15 protein-coding genes are annotated in these 18,179 nt (G+C 46.6%); 5 read left to right on the plus strand and 10 right to left on the minus strand.

The features are described from left to right. Positions 1 to 127 precede the first annotated feature (127 nt). The gene (gene pheS / locus ABRS97_RS11100; protein WP_367813797.1) at positions 128 to 1,162 is read right to left on the minus strand and encodes a phenylalanine--tRNA ligase subunit alpha; all 1,035 of its coding nucleotides are present in this window, start codon (positions 1,160 to 1,162) and stop codon (positions 128 to 130) included. A gap of 561 nt (positions 1,163 to 1,723) precedes the next feature. On the opposite strand from pheS, the gene ABRS97_RS11105 reads away from it, so the two are divergent. Together ABRS97_RS11105 and ABRS97_RS11110 are read left to right on the plus strand one after the other, a co-directional pair. Next, positions 1,724 to 2,161 carry a MarR family winged helix-turn-helix transcriptional regulator gene (locus ABRS97_RS11105; protein ID WP_367813799.1) on the plus strand — a complete coding sequence of 146 codons (438 nt, stop codon included), beginning with the start codon at positions 1,724 to 1,726 and terminating at the stop codon, positions 2,159 to 2,161. 72 nt (positions 2,162 to 2,233) lie between these two features. Continuing rightward, entirely contained in the window at positions 2,234 to 3,871 is a 1,638-nt protein-coding gene (locus ABRS97_RS11110; RefSeq protein WP_367814279.1) for an MDR family MFS transporter, read from the plus strand. Positions 3,872 to 3,920: 49 nt separating this feature from the next. Here ABRS97_RS11110 and lepB read toward each other — a convergent pair whose 3' ends face one another. After that, a complete protein-coding gene (gene lepB, locus ABRS97_RS11115) occupies positions 3,921 to 4,445 on the minus strand; it encodes a signal peptidase I (protein WP_367813801.1) in 525 nt (174 codons plus the stop codon). Between the two features lie 172 nt (positions 4,446 to 4,617). Between lepB and ABRS97_RS11120 the strand changes: the two genes are divergently transcribed. Beyond that, positions 4,618 to 5,538 (plus strand): aldo/keto reductase, encoded by a 921-nt coding sequence (locus tag ABRS97_RS11120; protein WP_367813803.1) that lies wholly within the window; start codon positions 4,618 to 4,620, stop codon positions 5,536 to 5,538. A gap of 25 nt (positions 5,539 to 5,563) precedes the next feature. Continuing rightward, positions 5,564 to 6,520 carry a glutaminase A gene (glsA, locus tag ABRS97_RS11125; RefSeq protein ID WP_367813805.1) on the plus strand — a complete coding sequence of 319 codons (957 nt, stop codon included), beginning with the start codon at positions 5,564 to 5,566 and terminating at the stop codon, positions 6,518 to 6,520. 28 nt (positions 6,521 to 6,548) lie between these two features. Here the strand turns inward: glsA and ABRS97_RS11130 are convergent, their stop codons facing one another. The 7 genes from ABRS97_RS11130 to nikR all read right to left on the minus strand — a co-directional run bounded on the left by ABRS97_RS11130 (position 6,549) and on the right by nikR (position 15,306). After that, entirely contained in the window at positions 6,549 to 7,811 is a 1,263-nt protein-coding gene (locus tag ABRS97_RS11130; RefSeq protein ID WP_367813806.1) for an APC family permease, read from the minus strand. Between the two features lie 202 nt (positions 7,812 to 8,013). Then, positions 8,014 to 9,657, minus strand: a complete 1,644-nt coding sequence (locus tag ABRS97_RS11135; protein WP_367813808.1) for an S-layer homology domain-containing protein — start codon at positions 9,655 to 9,657, stop codon at positions 8,014 to 8,016. A gap of 28 nt (positions 9,658 to 9,685) precedes the next feature. Beyond that, complete coding sequence (locus ABRS97_RS11140) at positions 9,686 to 12,046, minus strand: family 14 glycosylhydrolase (RefSeq protein ID WP_367813810.1); 2,361 nt, start codon at positions 12,044 to 12,046, stop codon at positions 9,686 to 9,688. Between the two features lie 401 nt (positions 12,047 to 12,447). After that, entirely contained in the window at positions 12,448 to 12,636 is a 189-nt protein-coding gene (locus ABRS97_RS11145; protein WP_367813811.1) for a hypothetical protein, read from the minus strand. 17 nt (positions 12,637 to 12,653) lie between these two features. Further along, positions 12,654 to 14,303, minus strand: coding sequence for a copper resistance CopC/CopD family protein (locus tag ABRS97_RS11150; protein WP_367813812.1), 1,650 nt, complete (start codon positions 14,301 to 14,303; stop codon positions 12,654 to 12,656). 11 nt (positions 14,304 to 14,314) lie between these two features. Continuing rightward, entirely contained in the window at positions 14,315 to 14,716 is a 402-nt protein-coding gene (locus ABRS97_RS11155; RefSeq protein ID WP_367813814.1) for a DUF2203 domain-containing protein, read from the minus strand. 104 nt (positions 14,717 to 14,820) lie between these two features. Next, on the minus strand, positions 14,821 to 15,306 hold the full coding sequence (gene nikR / locus ABRS97_RS11160) for a nickel-responsive transcriptional regulator NikR (protein WP_367813815.1): 486 nt from the start codon (positions 15,304 to 15,306) through the stop codon (positions 14,821 to 14,823). Positions 15,307 to 15,440: 134 nt separating this feature from the next. On the opposite strand from nikR, the gene ABRS97_RS11165 reads away from it, so the two are divergent. Further along, a complete protein-coding gene (locus ABRS97_RS11165) occupies positions 15,441 to 16,328 on the plus strand; it encodes a PhzF family phenazine biosynthesis protein (protein ID WP_367813817.1) in 888 nt (295 codons plus the stop codon). Positions 16,329 to 16,344: 16 nt separating this feature from the next. On the opposite strand, the gene ABRS97_RS11170 is transcribed toward ABRS97_RS11165, so the two are convergent. Further along, positions 16,345 to 18,075 carry a diguanylate cyclase gene (locus ABRS97_RS11170; protein ID WP_367813819.1) on the minus strand — a complete coding sequence of 577 codons (1,731 nt, stop codon included), beginning with the start codon at positions 18,073 to 18,075 and terminating at the stop codon, positions 16,345 to 16,347. Positions 18,076 to 18,179: the final 104 nt, after the last annotated feature.

Raw genomic sequence — 18,179 nt, forward strand, 5'->3', positions numbered from 1 at the left:
CTCCTCCTTAGAGCTTTCCGTAAGGAAAGCTATCTTCGTAAGCACTACTGAGTTTTGCTTTAGCAAAACTGACTTCGTAAGCCATTGCCGAGCTTTCAAATCTATCTCCGTACCTTCATTCTTCTGCTTACAAGTGCAAGAACTGCTTCAAGAAACGCAAGTCATTCGTGTAGAAATGACGAATATCCTCGATGCCGTATTTCAGCATCGCAATCCGTTCAACGCCCATACCAAAAGCAAACCCGGTATATTCCTTAGGATCGTATCCTCCCATTTCCAGAACGCGCGGATGCACCATGCCCGCTCCGAGAATTTCGAGCCATCCTGTTTGTTTACACGTCCGGCATCCCGCACCGCCACACATTGCACAGCTAACGTCAACCTCAACGCTTGGCTCCGTGAAAGGGAAGAAGCTTGGACGCAAACGAATTTTCGTCTGCTTGCCATACATCTCTTGAACGAATTGCAGCAGTGTGCCCTTAAGGTCGCTCATTCGAATATTGCGGTCAATCACTAATCCCTCAATTTGCGTAAACATATGGGAATGTGTCGCGTCGTCGTCATCCCGGCGGTATACTTTGCCTGGGCAAATGATCTTAATCGGCACTTCGCCTTTCCGTTTTTCCATGGTTCTTACTTGAACCGGCGAGGTTTGCGTACGCATCAAAATTTCTTCTGTAATATAGAAAGAATCTTGCATGTCGCGAGCCGGATGATCTTTAGGCAAGTTCAAGGCTTCAAAATTGTAATAATCCTGTTCAACCTCAGGCCCTTCGGCTACGGTGTACCCCATCCCGATGAAAATATCTTCAATCTCTTGAATGACTTTGCTCAAAGGATGAACTGCGCCCTGCTGCGAAGGCCTTCCCGGCAAGGTAACGTCAATCATTTCCGCGCGAAGACGATTTTCTGTTTCCTGCTGAAGATACGCGGCTTGCTTCTCTTCTATGACCGTTTCGATTGCTGCACGAACATCATTCGCCACTTGCCCGATGACAGGCCTTTCCTCAGCGCTTAACGCGCCCATACCGCGCAAAATCTCTGTCAAAGGACCCTTTTTACCCAAATACTTAATACGCAGTTCGTTCAGCTCCTGCTGGCTTTGCACGCCGCTCAGCTCCTGGAGCGCCTCCTGCTTCAACGCTTCTAACCGCTCTTTCATCGCAATCCCTCCTGAATTCAATCCTCAAATAATCCCCCGTAAATAAACGCAAAAAAGACTCTTCCATCCCTGACAAGGGACGAAAAAGCCGTGGTACCACCCTAATTAGATTCGCCATTTTCCTGCCGGCATCACACCACACAGAAGCGAAATCTCACTTCATTCCAGATAACGGACGATGTGTCCGGTTCCTTCTACTGAGAGACTGCGACAAGCTTGTTGCCATCTCCGTTCAAAGGACTGCTCGGGAGCGAACTTCAGCAGCCTGATTCTCGGGGACAGCTCTCAATCTCCGGCTCTCCCTCCCTGTTAAGAAGCACTGCGTACTCTTCTCCGTCAAAGCATTTCCACGTATATTTATCAGTTATTATATGCAAGATACGCTTGATATGCAAGCTAACACATCGCTTCGTTTGGAATTCGGTGAAATTGTCCAGTTGACTTTCATTATAATATTGCTTATTATTTATTTAAATAGTTTAAATATTATATTATTTAAAGTTTAATTAGTTTCATAATTATCTTATTTAATTAATAACATACCTGTTAAGGAGGGATGCTATGGACAAGGCGCTTCTTGCTTCCTATACGGATCGCTTTCAAACTGCCTTCGAGATGACCCATCGCAAACTAAGCCAATCCGTATTTTCTAAATTGGAATCTGAATTAACTATGCCGCAATTTTTCATGCTCTATATGATTCGCCAAGAAGAATCTCCTAAACAAACGCAGCTCGCGGAGAAGATGGGCGTGAAACCGAGCGCCATTACGGTCATGATTGACCGACTCGTCCAAAGCGGGCACGTCGTCCGCAAACATCACGAGTCGGATCGCCGGATCGTCCTTGTCGAACTGACGACGTCCGGCTTGCAAGTATTACAGAAAGCCGAGGATGTGCATAAGGAAGTGACTGCTCAAGGACTATCCCAGCTCCCAGCCGAGGAATTGCATGTACTCGTTGAGGCCTTCGAGAAACTGGCTTCCTTTTACCAACAATAACTAATTTTGTAGATATAGCAGGAACCACACAACAAGAACTACACCCTCAAAGGAGTGATTCATGTGGAAACCATACAAAGCAATTCAGATCATTCGTCTGATGCTGTTGCGAGTCCCGCACTCAAAAATCGTGGATTGCTGCTGACCGGACTCATCATTGCTATGTTGTTCGGCGCTTTAGACGGAACGATCGTTGGAACGGCCATGCCGCGAATCGTCGGCGAATTCGGCGGGCTTGGACTCATGGCTTGGCTGACAACAGCTTACATGCTGACCTCTACGGTTGTCGTGCCGATTGCCGGTAAACTAGCAGACTTGATCGGCCGCCGCGTCATTTATGTCACAGGATTAATTATCTTTATCGGAGCCTCCGCTCTTTGCGGCATGGCGCAAAACATGACGGAACTCATCTGGTTCCGCGGCTTGCAGGGTATCGGCGGCGGTATCATGATGCCAATGGCGATGATTATTATCGGGGACTTGTTTACCGGTAAACAGCGGGCCAAATGGCAAGGCGTGTTCGGCGCTATTTTCGGATTATCCACCGTTATTGGACCTCAAGTAGGCGGATGGATCGTCGATTCTCTGAATTGGCGCTGGGTTTTTTATATTAATCTTCCCGTAGGTATTTTAGCCGTTATCTTAATAGCTATCGCTTTACCGAAACATAAAGCCGTTGGCAACGTAAAAATCGACATTCCCGGCATTGTAACGATGATTGTTGGTGTTGTCAGCTTATTGCTTGCTTTAACTTTTGGCGGCAAAGATTATGCTTGGAGCTCTTGGCAAATTATCGGCCTGTTCGTGCTTGCCGTCGTCTCTCTTGTTTCTTTCGTCATCATCGAGAGCAGAGCCAATGAACCGATTCTTCCTGTCCGTTTGTTCAAAAATAGAATCTTTACAACGATTAATGGCATCGGCTTCCTGATGTCGGTGGGCATGTTCGGAGCGATCATGTTCGTTCCGCTCTTCATGCAAGGGATCGTTGGCATTAGCGCCTCGGCTTCCGGTACGGTCATGACACCGATGATGATCACCATGATTATTGCCAGCATTGTTTCCGGTCAATTTATCGCAAAAATTGGCGTTCGCAAACAAATGTTTGCGGGGATGATCATTATGGCTGTTGGCTTTTATTTGCTAAGCACAATGGGGATTGACACAACCAAGCTGCTTGCCTCCAGCTATATGCTAATCTTAGGATTGGGTATGGGGCTCGTCATGCCAATTCTGACACTGGCGTTACAGGAAAGTTTCCCGAAATCGGAACTTGGTGTGGTCACATCATCCAGCCAATTTTTCCGTCAAATCGGCGGAACGTTCGGGATGACGATTCTGGGTGCCGTTATGAACCACAAGTCATCGGTGCTGCTCGATCAGAATTTGATACCTGTCGTGAAACAATTGCCTGCACAAGCGAGCGAAATGGCCAATCAATTGACTGACATGATTCATACAAACCCGCAAGGGTTGTATTCATCGCTGCTCAGCCCTGAGACATTGGCTAAAATGCCGCAGGAATTCGTGGAACATATGCTTCCTATTCTCAAAGACGCGCTTGTGACCTCGCTTCACCAAGTATTCGTTATCGGCTTGGTTTTCGTTCTGCTTGGTGCTGCGCTTACTTTCTTCATTGGCAACATCAAATTATCGGATCGTAAATCCAAAAAGGGCGAACCGGAAACAGAACCCTCTGCCGGCCTAGCCTAATTCAAAAAAAAATGCTCCTACCTCTTTCATGTAGAGGCAGGAGCATTTTTTATTCTATTTTCCCCATATGATTGAGCGGGAACAATCGGAACATCGCTTTGCCGATAATATCTTTCTCCGGAACGAACGGCGTCGGCCACATATGGGCATCATAGCTTTCATTTCGATTGTCACCAAGGAATAAATAATTGCCTGCTGGAACGGTCACTTCTTTGAATGTGTAGGTCATAGGGGACTTCACGTAAGGCTCGTCGACTTTCTCTCCGTTTCGGTATAAGGCACCATCTTTAATTTCAATCGTGTCGCCAGGCAAGCCAATCAAGCGTTTCACATAGCGATCTTTATTATCCGCAATAGGTGGCCAGAAAACAACGATATCACCAAATTCAAAGTCAGTGAGCGGCTTCATTTTCTCCACGATCAGCTCATCTTTCAACTGAATGGTTGGAAGCATGGAACCTGTAGGCACACTCATAGCTTGAGCCACATACGTATTAATGAGAAATGCCGCTATCACCGCAACGGCGATGCTTGGCACCCACTCTTTCATCAAGCGAGTTATAGCTTTCATCATGACCTCCTGCTTAATTGCTTTGGCTTATATAAACTCTATTTACACAATAGATGATTTCACAAGTCCTTACCTTAATATAAAATAAATATTACTGGTTTCTATTTGTTTTGACATGCGGCAAGCAATAGCGTTTAATGAGGTTGGATACCCTAAAAAGCAAGGAGAGAGCGCCATGAAATATCGCAGGCTTGGAAAAACAGATTTGAAGGTTTCCATCGTCGGGGTGGGCACTTGGCAATTCGGCGGGGAGTGGGGCATTGACTACACACAGGCTGAGGCCGATGCGATTTTGGATCAAGCAGCCGAGCTGGGCATCAACCTGATTGATACCGCGGAGTGTTACGGTGACCATCTATCCGAATCCTTTATAGGCAGTTATTTATCGCGGCGCAAACGCCAGGATTGGGTCGTTGCTACCAAATTCGGGCACCATTTCCATGAACGGTTTACTAGAACGGATACGTTCAGCGCCGAAGATGTTGTCAAACAGCTTGACGACTCGCTTAAAGCGCTGCAAACAGACTACATAGATTTATACCAATTCCATTCCGGGCCTGATTCTTTATTCGACAATGATGCGCTCTGGACTGCCCTGGATAAGCAAGTTCAAGCAGGCAAAGTTCGGCATTTGGGCACTTCCATTGGCAGCAACGCGAATATTCATCAAACGGATACCTCGGAAAAAGTAAATGCCCAAGCCATTCAGGTCGTGTACAACCGTTTAGACCGCGCTCCTGAAGAACTCGTATTTCCATCCTGCATACGTCAGGATCTGGGCGTGCTTGCTCGCGTCCCACTGGCAAGCGGCTATTTGAGCGGTAAATACAAGCCCGGCGCTATTTTTGACAAAACAGATGTTCGTCATCGCCACGATCCTGACAGCACGAAAGCGAAGCTCGAAGAAGTCCAGCGTATAGAGCGCGATGAAGTACCAGAAGGCATGGATATGGCCAAATGGGCGTTGGCATGGTGCTTGAAGCATGATGCTGTAACGACCGTCATCCCTGGCTGTAAAAATCCGGAGCAAGTCATCGCCAATGCGAGCGCGACTGAGCTAATTAGCGACAATCATCCTCAAGCTTGGAAAGCCTGAGCGGATAAGGAAGGAAGCACCTCTTATGAGCTACGAGAAGCAGCACGCAGAAGTGTGGAGCCGCCTCCACACACACTTGGACACATGGGTCCAGGCTAGCAAAGCACATGCGACAGACGGGAATGTCGCTTCCTACATTCCAGAGCTTGCTAACGCGCCGAAAGATGCGCTCGGCATCTGCATCATGGATGCGAAAGGCAACACTGCCGTGAGCGGGGATTATGAGCATCGTTTCACCCTGCAAAGCATTTCGAAAGTATTTACACTCATCTTGGCGCTCATGGATCGCGGCGAAGACGTTGTATTCTCCAAGGTGGGCATGGAGCCAACCGGCGATGATTTCAACTCCATGTTGAAACTGGAGCTTGTGGAGCCCGGAATCCCATTCAATCCGCTCATCAATGCGGGAGCCATTGCCATTTCTTCACTCATTGCGGGCAATAGTCCTTTGGAACAAACGGAACGCATTCTCGAATTTTTCCGGGATATTGCTGATAATAACGCTCTCGGCATTAATTTGGAGGTACACCGATCCGAATCCGATACGGCTCACCGTAATCGCTCGCTGGCTTATTTCCTGAAAGACAACGGAGTTCTTCAACAAGAAGTCGACGATGTTCTGGAAGTTTATTTCAGCCATTGCTCGGTCGAGGTAACTTGTACCGATTTGGCCAGAATGGCGCTTGTTCTAGCGAATAACGGCGTAGATCCCGTCAGGAATCAGCAATTGATTCCTCGCCGCTTTGTGCAGATCGCCAAGACTTTCATGTTTACCTGCGGCATGTATAATGCCTCTGGCGAATTCGCGATGAACGTCGGGCTTCCTGCCAAGAGCGGTGTGTCCGGCGGCATTCTTACTATGGTGCCTGGGCGCTACGGTATCGGGTTAGTCGGACCCGCTTTGAACCGTAAAGGCAACAGCACTGCAGGTGTACATCTGCTAGGTACGCTTTCGCAAGAGTTTGATTGGAGCATGTTTTAGACAAATATAAGTGAAAACCCCTTTCGGATTAATCTGATCTGAAAGGGGTTTTTCGTATCTTTTTATACCGCATATATCCTAAACAACCTAAGAAAACAATAACCGGCACAATCAAAAAACCATTTGAAAACGGGGCAACCGCCAAGCAGCAAAGTGAGGCGATCAGAGCTGAAATGCGTCCTATTATATCGTTCCAAAGCAGTTTAACACAAGCAATAGACGCAATCAGATACACAAGAATGCCCAATGTTGTCGGAATGAGAATTAATGTATCTACAGTAATCTCATCGTTGTAGCTGATCAGCAGTTCCAAGGCATTTGTGAAGAATACGAAGACTCCTGCCCTGTATGGGAACCCCTTGCCGCTTAATTTGGCGAACCACCCAGGAAGTTTGCCTTCTGTCGCGAGGGCATAGCCTAATCTTGACGAGCTCGCGATGTATACATTGAGAGTGCCAATGCAAACGATACAGGCAATTATTGCCGTAGCCGCCCCAGCGGTAAGACCAATCGATTTGCTCATTAGCACAGACAAAGGCGCAGCCATTCCCTTGTCACCATACGTATGTGTGCCAATAGTGACGACAGACAACAACGTATAGACAGCGCCGATCAAAAATACACTTGCCCATGTGCTCCGCATCACATCCCGCTTGGGATTGCGGAATTCCGGAACAAGGTGGGTGATGCTCTCCCAACCGAAAAACGCCCAGAAAATAAGTACGCATGCACGCCCTATTCCCGATATCCCGTTCGGCGCGAAGGGTTCGAAATGCTGCGCTTCCATGGTCGGAAACGCAAACACGATAGTGCCTATCAGCAGTACGAGCACGATGCCGCTAAGCGTTAGAGATACCATCCCGCTTATGCGCATCCCCAAATAGTTGCTCAACAAGGCCACGATAAGAAAAACAAGTGCGAATAGGTACAAGTATATCCGAGGCAGATGAAGCACCTCTGTCAAATAAGCAGCTCCGGTCAGACCGACGACTGCTTCCCCCGTCGCCACCCAGACGAAGAAGAACCAGCCAACGACCGCGCTCCAAAAGTGGCCAAAAGCATGCTGAACAATTGTAGCAATGCCCCCAAAGTGCTCGTATTTCAGCGCCAGCCGTGCAAACGTATAGGCAATCGGAATGCTGAGCAAAGAAAGAATGAGCCAAGAGACTATGGATGCCGGCCCTGCTACTTCTGCCGTATAACCCGGCAGTATTAAAATACCGGAGCCTAGGACAGCTCCCATGTACAAGGCTATGCCTTGCGCAAACGTAATACTTCGTTGTCCATTCATGAATACATCCTGCCTTTTATCTGCTGTGCTTGGCTTAGATTTCAAGTCCAACCAGCTTGTTAAGATGTATTATAGCCCACGCAAATGCGGGAATTACATGGACTTCGCGTATGATTTTTTATAGCTTAATGCTTATTTCTGAGTGAATAAGAAAGACCTCCTTACGCACCAAGCGTAAGAAGGTCTTTTGCATGTAGTTTCCTTAGTTAATGAATTGCAGTGATTTCAGCATTCTCTCCAACATAACAGTGCCTTCGGCACGCGTTGAGAGAGAACCTGGACGAAGCAGCCCCTCGGCATCTCCTTCGAGAATGCCTGCTTGTACAGCTTTCGAAATAGATGGAAGTGCCCAAGATGAGATATCACCCGCATCGGCAAACTTCAGCGCTTTACTGGCTGTTTCTTCCGTTTTTCCAGCAAACTTCAATGCACGTGTGATGATGACAGCCATCTGTTCACGAGTGATGTTATCGTCCGGCCCAAACTTGTCGCCATAGCCATCAATTAAACCTGCGCCAACGGCAATGTTAACATCTTTGTAAAACCAGTCCGTGCTAGCAACATCCGCGAATTTGTTCGTTCCCTCGCCGTCGGAGAGCCCTAAAGCTCTGACCATCAGGCTCGTGAATTGAGCGCGCGTCATTTTCGCTTGCGGTTCAAACGTTGTGTCCGTCATCCCGTTCACCAAAAGGTGGGAAGCCATCTTGGAAATGCTTGCTTCCGCCCAGAAGCCTTTCACGTCGCTGAACGACTTGCTGCCTGTCACAACGGCGTATGAGCTATTGCTTGTACGGTTAATAACTGCGGCATAGCCCGTAGCATCTTTAGTAAAGAAAGTAGGCACAGGGATCAAGGATCCGTCAGCGTTTACTTTTACAACAACAGAATGGGCTGTATCTACAGTTGAACCAACATGAACAGAACGAGCCACATAGACATTGCTGAAGCTTTCAATCTCTTTTTTGGTGCCGTTAGCATCCACCGATTCAACTGTAAACGTAACTGGTGTGCCTACAACTGTTAATCCTTGCGCAGTTGCAGATGTCTGCACTTGCTGAGGAATTGGAGCTTTGGCTTGCCCAATCGTTACAACGATCGTGCTTTTGCTTTGACTGCCTAATGCATGGAGCGGCAAGTTGTAATCACCGAATGGACTGATCACAACGATGGAAGCTTCGCTACCGCCTTTGGCTGACAAAGCATTCAGTATCTCTGTCGATAGAGTAACTGAAAATGAGTTCGAGCCGCTTGTCTGCGGAAGCGCCACTACGAAGGTTTTGCTGTCCGCTTTCGCATTTTGAATCGCAGCAATAGTTTTCGTATTATCCAGAGTCACTTGAGCGACGCCGTTCGCATCCACTTTCACATCAATCGCACCTGAGATATCGGTGATTGATGCGCCAGATGAATAAGTTGGGCTTACTGGGAGGGTAGGTGCAGTTGGAGTCGTGCTTGGCGTGCCACCACCACCTCCTCCACCTGTTGAGGGTGGAGTTGACGTTTCTATTAATTGAAACGTAGTTGTCTGTACATTCGTACCTTGCCCAATAGATACGGTATACACACCTAACGGCCAATTCTGATCATTGACAGGTATAGTAAACGAATCTTGAAAAGCCCCGTTCGTCACCTTTTGAGTATCATAAAACAGATTCAACTGGTTCGGGCCAACCACTTTCACAATTACATCTGTCAAGTTAGCCGTACCGTTAATCGTAACGGCACCACCTTTAACAACCTGAGCTGTAGCCTGCACGGTCAGACTCGGACTAGCATAGGCCATTGGAGCAACAGAACCCATTATCATTGCGGACATGGTTAAAGTAGCTAGTATTTTTCTAGGCACGGCAACGTTCCTCGACTTTCTTCTTAAATTAGTTTTGAATGACCAATGGCTCGGCTAAATTATTGCCCAAGTTGGTCGTGGAGCTAATATCATAGGAATCTACTACAAATACACGAAGTGTGTAGTTGCCGCTTGGTACGTTAAAGTAGGTAGAAACATCTTGTGCTGCAGAACCAGTAGATCCTACTGCATTAATACCTGCAGGTGTAGTTCCATTCATTAGCATGAAGATGACAACTTTATTTGAAATGGAAGCTCCAAAAGGTGTTGGAGCTACGTTCACGGACGCGCTTACGCCGCCGCTCGTGCTGAATGAATTTTTAGTAATTTTAAATGGATCTCCAGGAAGCTGTAGGACTGGAACGTTGTCGTTATAATAGGTAGCATCGGTCACAGTCGCCGTCGTTTGTGAATTTGCATCAACCGTGATTTGTACGGAATGTTTGCCGTTCACGACTTGGAGCGTATATGTTCCGACCGGCACTGAGAAAAAGTAACGAACTTTTGTTGAATCATTCGTCGGGCTAGTTACGCCATAAATGCCATTAACCGATTGCTTTTGTTCCCCGTAGACTGCAGATAAAACTGTATTTCCATCTCTGTCAAGCAAGCTAACGGTAGTTCCTACCTGGCTTGAACCATTCAGATCAACATCTCCGGTAATGTAGTGCGAGTGACTGCTATTTTCTCCTACAGCTCTCCAGTCTGCTTTGAACTGAGCAACGCCACCTGGAACATTCGGAACTGTCCAAGAATGGTCGGAACCCTGTTCCCAATTGACATTTCCTGATGCATCTTTCTTAATCGCTTTGAAGTTGTAAGTTTCTGTTGCCTTTAAAGTTGTGTTCACATGCCAGTATCCATTACCAACATAAATTCCTGGAATCGCATTTGCTGGTGTCCAATTACCAATGGCAGCATTGTTACCGACGATGTAAACAGTCTCCCCGGACGGATTGGCGTTCGCATCATAGACATTAAACGTCACGCTTTGACTTGGCTTCTCTGGGATTACTCCCGTTTTAATGACAGCAATAAATGGTGTGAGCAAGTTTGTAGGTTGACCATTCGGTCTCACAACATCCTGTAACCGCAATAAAGTAAACGTTTTGAAATTGTGTCGAGTTAACTCTTGATAAGCCGGGAGATACCCTTCGGCGCTTCCGATTGAAAGTGCATTTTCTCCTTCAAGTTCAATTCCTTTTTGTTCGGCTAAAGTGGCAACGTCATCAATCAGATCTTCTGGTTTACTAAAGTTTGGCGATGTACCGTTGCCATTCCCGGCATTAGTCATCTCAAGCATAGTAAATGTAAGATCAACGTTGCTAGCCTTATATTTATCAACGATTGCCGCATAATCATACAAGCCTGTTGCATGCTCAGCGGAGTGTGGAGCAGCCGGATTGCTGTACTGCCAGTGGATGCCAGGGATTTTAGCGCTTAGATGCACGCCGAATGTCGTGTCCAGATCCGTATGGGCTTTAGTAACAATGTCAGTAAAATGATCCGTAAGCACAGATTGATACCATGTCAAGAAATCCACGCCATATGGTTTTGAGTAGTCTCCGCTGGAATAGAACACATCTCCATTTACCGGTGGTTTAACTTCCGTAAAGTCAGCTAGCGAAGTGCCCCATGCCGTATTTAATTGTGCAATGGTTGTGTATTTTTGCTGCATGCTAGTTTGAAAAGCTTGAATGGCGCCAGTCGAACTCGCTTGGAATAAACCACGACTTGGGTAAGCCCACGGTTTCACGCTATCGTTGAAGTTATAGCTAGGATATCTTAGCTCTCCTGCTGGCCCTAAGCCGATGTGAAGCTTCTCAATGGAAGATTTGAATTTTGACATATGAGTCGCAAAAGATTTAAATGCACCGTCGTATAAATCATTGGCTTGCGTAAACCAAGGTGCAATATATTGCTTGTCGTAATAACCCGATTCCGATTTGAACTGCATTTCTTCTGCAGTTCCAAGCGACCAAACCCAGTCTGGGATTGGATAGTAACAAGTATCACCTACGTTGCCCCCGCATTGATGGAAGGAGAAGATTGGGGAAATTTTAAGTCCAGCATTTTGGATATGGGTGAAAAGTGTATCATAATAGTTCCAATCATAGTTTCCTTGCGTAGGTTCAAAATGGTTCCACCACATATCGACTTCAACGCCGTAAACACCGCTACTCTTCAATGTTGCCATTTGTCTATCGAAAGCATTGAAATCTGTAACATCGGCCAAGTTCAACATAACAACGATCTTCGTATTACTAGTGTCGCTACTTGCCTTAGCTGCAGGCGCATTTAAAGCGCTGCCAAAAAATAATAAAGCGGTTATTAATAAAGCAATAATTAACTTGTATGACTTCATGTTCTTGGTATTATGTACGTACAACAGACTCATCTCCTCTTTAAAATAAAAATAACAGCGTTTTCAAATCCGTTATAAATCGAAATCGAATGTAGTTATTTCATCCCCCTTGCTTTTAGTGCAAACGTTTGTGCAAAACTGTAAAAATAGTTTCTTTGGTGAGCAATTCATTTGGAAATATTGCCATTCTCACATCATCCACCAACTTGTAAACGCTTCATTCATGTCGTAATCATACAACAGCCGTATTGATTTGTAAAAACGTTTGCACAGTCCCTTTTTGCCTGTTTTTGCAAGATTATAGCTTTTTTCCTCGTACTATCTCTTATTTACTCAGTTTTTTAATTGAATCCGTTAAATTAATACTAAAAATAATAAAAGCCAGGCTAGCTGCACATCAGCCAAGATCCTGGCAATTCTTCTGCTCACTTCCTAATCGCTTTCCTAATAAACTGCAAAGCGCCAATCAATTCATCGATGCCTGCCTCATCCAATCGGATGGTCACATAATTCGGCGAGATGCCGCCGTCATTGATTTCAAGCAAAGCCGTCTGATCCTGATCATCCAGCTTCACCGAGAGATGATCTTTATCCAACACATCATGCCAAACCACGCAAGATCACATTCCTTCTAATATACGATAAATGCTTTATGATACACCGTTTCATTATCTTCCGTATCCATGACGCGCATCTCCAGATCCCAATTCCCGCGGAAAGGCAGGTAGGCGCCAGAAGCTTTGTAGCCGAACTTTGTAAAGCCGTAAGATTCTTCCTGCACTTTATCCTCGAAAGGAGCAAGCGGAACCGCGATAGGCGCTATGGATTCATCATCCGTATAATGCAAGATCATTTGCACTTGTTTTGGTTTTCCGAGTTTCTCCGGAAGCCACACTTTTGCGACAAACGTGTTCGTTCCCTGCACTTTCGGCGTAATATCCGCCGACACATGCACCTTCTCCCCCATCTGATGCCACGTCAGAGGTTCATTGGCTGGAATCGGGGCTACATAGGTAAGGATACCGACAAGCAGCATAATCACAACCATGAGGGATACATCAATTTTTATCCAAAGGCCTGCTCTTTGCGCCGTCTCTTTGCGCATGTACCCCCTAATGATAAAACCAACGATGGCAACAAGCAGCACGGCGCCAATTTTCACAAGGAGCAGGATACCCCAGCCCGCGTAGAGCAAATAATGCAGGTTTGGCAGGAACAATAGCACTGAAATAGAACCGGTTACTGCCAGCACGACGATAGAAATTAAGGCCATATTGGAAAAAGCCCGCAGGTATGCGCCTATATGAACATTGGACTGACGCCATTTCACCAACAATAGAGCCAACCCGCCAACCCACAGCGCTGAGGCAGCCAAATGGATGAAATCCAGTCCGATGGTCGCCCAAGTGGGGGAAAAGGAGGCCGCATGTCCGCTGAAGCTTTTGACTGCAAGTAAACTCAAACCCCAGACGATATCCAGCCATGCTGTTCTACCGACAACGACGAACCCAATAAAAGAAAGAAGCAAGAGCAATAACCAGGAAATGCCAATCGTCGTAGCGCTAAAGAGCTGCCATAATTCATCGACGCCCCCACCGCCCAACAGATCTTCAATATGCGTAAAAATAAGCAGCAGGAGAGCGACCAGTTGCGCGCGATGCAAGTTCAATGTCCATGCGGACACCGATTTCCTTGTTTCAGCTCCACCACTTCCAGGGAACCTCAGCCAACAAATCCAGCCCACTAACGCTAAAACCATGAAATACCATAGCCCTCGGAAAGCATACTGCAGCATAACTTTCGTACTTAACGATCCGGACAAGCCATGCTGATGCGTGGCATGCACCGATGGCAGCTCCAGAGATTGCTCCTGCGGCGGATTGCCAATCGTGATCGGGTAACTTCCCCCAACTGGATGGCCGTCGGCAGAGATTACATGGTAACTAATTAAATAAACACCCTCCGGCAGCTTGGGCAATGTGAGCTCTACACCGTTCCCCTCAGCATTCATCCTTGCCTTATTACGGGTGGCCTCATTACCTGTATGATCCAAAACCTTGATATAAAAGAGCCCCTCATCCAACCGTTCATTGAACGTAACAGAGATGGAGGCAGGAGATTCTTGGAGCTTGCTATCCGATTCCGGCGTAGCTTGTACCAATGATGCGTGAGCAGACGCTGTCTGAGGCACAATTACTGTGCATAGCATGACGGCAGCAAGCACGCATATCGCTAGGGCAAGCTGCAGCTTAATACGTTTCAAAACCTGATACATTTGCATGTCGTACTCCTCTATTCTGAAATGAGCTTACGCCCGGCAAACCCTTCATGCTTGCCATGATAATAACGGATGGCTTCTTCCCCCTGCTTCCAACAAAGCAGCACGTCTTGCCCATCCATCCTTCCCGGAAAATCAACGAGTCCCGTATCAATATCTTTCAGCTCCACGCCTTTGAGCTCAAAGCCTTTAATAAGCCCCTTCGCTTCAATCTGCAGAAATTCCAATTCTGTTTCCAGGAAGAAAAATGGATCCTTTTCCTCGCCCGAAACCTCGGCTTCTTCGTTTTTCATTCGTCGAAGCTCCATATACTTCACCTCAAAGTCGCGCTTCAAGGCTTGAATTTTCTTCAGTTCTTGGTCAATAACCGGAAGCATCGCGTTTGCTTCATCAAGAGTAAATATTTTGGTTGACATGAGGCACCTCCCTCACCTGATTTTATCAAAAAAAGAAGTTAACTACGAATCCGCCACGCTGATCCTGTTTCTGATCAACTCCACTTTATGCAGTTAGCCAGGATTTACCGCTTATCAGTTGAAGGCGTGCCCTGATGAGCATGCTGATGTTGGTGTTGGTGCTGCCCGGGATGCTCGTCCACATGAGTAACGGACAATTCCGCGTAGCCGACGCCTTTAAGCACCTGGATGCGCTGCTGGAGTTCCCTAAGCTGGTACACCTTGCCGCGGACAACAAGAATTTCCAAGCACTGCTGATGGTTTAAATGAATATGCATCGTAGAAATGATTTCATGATGGTAATCATGCTGAAGCTCCGTGAGCGTAATAGGCAAGTCGCTGACATGATGGTCATACACCATGACAATCGTTCCAGCGACCGTTTCGTTCGGCTGCATAGAGCTGGATGCGAGCAGTGCTTTACGGGCTAGATCGCGAATAGCTTCCGAACGGTTATCATAGCCCTGTAAGGCAATTAGCCGGTCATATTGTTCAATTAAGGATTGCGGCATCGAAATTCCGAAACGCACGAGAACCTCTTTGTCAGTCATCGGTATTGCACCTCTTCATCTTACATCATTTATTCTTACTCTAGCAGAAAGATGATCTTGATGAAACCCTTGAGCTCCGGCATTCGCTGCCACTACTTGAATATGATATATTCATCCTAAAAGGAGCTGACGCTATGACTGCCTTACCGCTAACATTCTCTATAGTTGATGTATTCGCTGAAAATAAATATGAGGGCAATCAACTTGCCGTATTCCGCCATACTGCACATCTAACTTCCGAAGAGATGCTCGCCATAGCGCGCGAAATGAATTTTTCAGAAACAACGTTCATCCTCTCCGATGAGCCGGTGAATGGCGGATATGATGTCCGGATCTTCACTCCGGCTGAAGAAGTCCCATTCGCAGGACATCCTACACTGGGAAGCGCGTTTGTTATTCAGCAAGAAATTATCGGTCGCCCCGTAGATCGCATTACGCTAAATTTAAAAGTCGGGGCCATCCCCGTGACTTTCGAGAAAGAACATGCAGGTATGGCTTGGATGCAGCAGCGGCCTCCGGTTTTCGGAGAGAGCGTTGATGCAGAAACTGTGGCCAGCATGCTCGGGCTGCCGATATCGTCCATCGATGCACGTTTCCCGATTCAGGAAGCATCCACCGGCTTGCCGTCACTCATCGTTCCGCTAACTAATTTGGAAGCGGTTCGAAGCTGCCGTGTCAATCTAGAACTTTATTTCCGCTTAATTGAAAAACTCTCTGCCAAAATGATTCTCGTTTTCTGCCCCGAAACGTATCAACCCGGCAACCAACTTAACGCAAGAGTATTCGGCGAATATTTCGGTTGTCCGGAAGATCCCGCTACCGGAAGCGCTAATGGGAACTTAGCCGGTTATTTGATCAAACACAACTATTTCGGCAGTGACTCCATTGATATTCGTGTAGAACAGGGCTTCGAAATCAAACGCCCTTCTATCTTGTACCATCGCGCACAGCAGGTAAACGACCACATTTCGATTCAAATAGGCGGTAAAACCATTTATACAGCAAAAGGGGAGTGGGTGTAAGCCCAACTCCCCTTTCTCATTCTATTTGCATCAACCGTTTGACTCTTATTTCGAGCTCTACCAGCGAAAAAGGCTTGGTCATATAGTCATCAGCGCCTGCCTGAAATCCCTTATCCAGCTCATCATCTTTCTTCTTGCTTGACAGCATAAGCACTTTCATTTCACGTTGAACCAAGTTTGGGTCCGTCTTGATCTTTTCTAATAGATGAAATCCGTCCAACTTTGACATCATACCGTCTAAAATGCATGCATCGTATGAGTTTTCCAAGAGTAAGCGATAGGCTTCCTCTCCATCCGACGTATGGGTGATTGCGATCGGCAAATGTTCCAAGTGAGAAGTTAAAATAGATCGCAGAATCGGATCGTCATCCACAATAAGCAATCGTTTCCTCGGAACTGCATGTGCCACTCCATGATCAGGCTCTATCCGGGAGACATACTCGCGTCCGATCAGAACCCGGTTTCTCCCTTGCTGTTTCGCTTGATACATCGCTTCATCCGCGTGTTGGATCCATTCCTCTACGGATAAACCCGGCCGCCAATCTGCAACACCCGCAGAGAAAGTAATGGAGAACGGCTTCCCCTCATGATGGGCAACTGGATTTCGGCGTGCTTTATCGAGGATGCTTTGCACAATTTGCATCGCTTGAGGAGCTGAAGTATTTGGAAGGGCAATCACAAATTCCTCTCCGCCAAAACGAGCCAGTAAATCAGTCGATCTCAGATTCACCTGCAGCAAATGCGCTAAGCCTTGAAGCACCAAATCCCCAACATGATGCCCAAAGCCGTCATTCATGCTCTTGAATCGATCAATATCAATAAAAACAAGAGAAATCGGAGCCGGATAGCGCTCAATCCGCTGCAGCTCCAAACCGATCTGCAGGTCGAAGTAACGCCGATTGAACACACCCGTCAGCGGATCGCGGAAAGCGAGCTGCTCGAAGTTTCTTGTTCTTTTTAAAAGACTATAAATTCGCGCGGTTAACTCTTCATATTGAAAAGGCTTTGTCACATAATCGTCGGCGCCAAGTTGAAAACAACGTACTTTATCGCTCAGGTCGCTTCGCCCCGAAAGTATAATAAGCGGCAACCACTGCAACGTAGGATCTTCCTTGAGATATTCAAACAGCTCATAGCCCGAATGCGGATACATCATCACATCCAGCATAACCAAGTCATACGTATGCTCTCGGAGCAATTTTTTCGCAGATTCCACGTCTGCGGCTTCATCCACATGGCAATCATCCAATTTTAGCCGGCGGATTAAATAAGACCGCAATACTTCGTCTTCATCGACGAGAAGCAGCCGGCTTTTCAGTGTGCCCAGAAGTGAACCTTCGCCAAAGCTCGTCTGTTCATCCAACTGCATTTCGGTCACGCAAATATTGTACTCCATGGACATTTGTTGCAGCGTTCCCTGACTCAAAAGGGTGCTTTCTTCAAGTGGACTTAAACCTTCAAACCTATTTTCACGTTCTGCAGCAGCAAATTGCGTCCACTCCCAGAGACGAGCAAGCTCCTCTGCAAGTTTGCCGATTCGGTGATACCCGAATACCGGCGCGCTCCCTTTTAACGTTTGAGCCATTCGATAAAATTGCTGCGTATCCTCATTGTTTGCAGATAATTGAAAAGTCGCAAGGAGTGTCTGAAACCTTTGAAGCTGTTTATGAAACTCGCGAATGAACAGCTTTCTTCCTTGCCTCATGATTTGAACCCCTTTGTCTGCGTTGTGTTTATCGGTGGTCATTGCAATAACATCCTTTATCCACTAAGCGATTTTCGAAGGATACCTTCACTCAATTTATGTAAATAAACCCAATTATAACATTTTATTATTTAGTATGAAAACAT

Source organism: Paenibacillus tabacirhizosphaerae (assembly GCF_040812395.1).
Lineage (GTDB): Bacteria > Bacillota > Bacilli > Paenibacillales > NBRC-103111 > Paenibacillus_E.

Bases quoted from the DNA above. Each gene is read 5' to 3' on its own strand.
- pheS (WP_367813797.1), bottom strand. From the start codon at position 1,162: ATGAAAGAGCGGTTAGAAGCGTTGAAGCAGGAGGCGCTCCAGGAGCTG.
- ABRS97_RS11105 (WP_367813799.1), top strand. From the start codon at position 1,724: ATGGACAAGGCGCTTCTTGCTTCCTATACGGATCGCTTTCAAACTGCC.
- lepB (WP_367813801.1), bottom strand. From the start codon at position 4,445: ATGATGAAAGCTATAACTCGCTTGATGAAAGAGTGGGTGCCAAGCATC.
- ABRS97_RS11120 (WP_367813803.1), top strand. From the start codon at position 4,618: ATGAAATATCGCAGGCTTGGAAAAACAGATTTGAAGGTTTCCATCGTC.
- glsA (WP_367813805.1), top strand. From the start codon at position 5,564: ATGAGCTACGAGAAGCAGCACGCAGAAGTGTGGAGCCGCCTCCACACA.
- ABRS97_RS11130 (WP_367813806.1), bottom strand. From the start codon at position 7,811: ATGAATGGACAACGAAGTATTACGTTTGCGCAAGGCATAGCCTTGTAC.
- ABRS97_RS11150 (WP_367813812.1), bottom strand. From the start codon at position 14,303: ATGCAAATGTATCAGGTTTTGAAACGTATTAAGCTGCAGCTTGCCCTA.
- ABRS97_RS11155 (WP_367813814.1), bottom strand. From the start codon at position 14,716: ATGTCAACCAAAATATTTACTCTTGATGAAGCAAACGCGATGCTTCCG.
- nikR (WP_367813815.1), bottom strand. From the start codon at position 15,306: ATGACTGACAAAGAGGTTCTCGTGCGTTTCGGAATTTCGATGCCGCAA.
- ABRS97_RS11165 (WP_367813817.1), top strand. From the start codon at position 15,441: ATGACTGCCTTACCGCTAACATTCTCTATAGTTGATGTATTCGCTGAA.
- ABRS97_RS11170 (WP_367813819.1), bottom strand. From the start codon at position 18,075: ATGACCACCGATAAACACAACGCAGACAAAGGGGTTCAAATCATGAGG.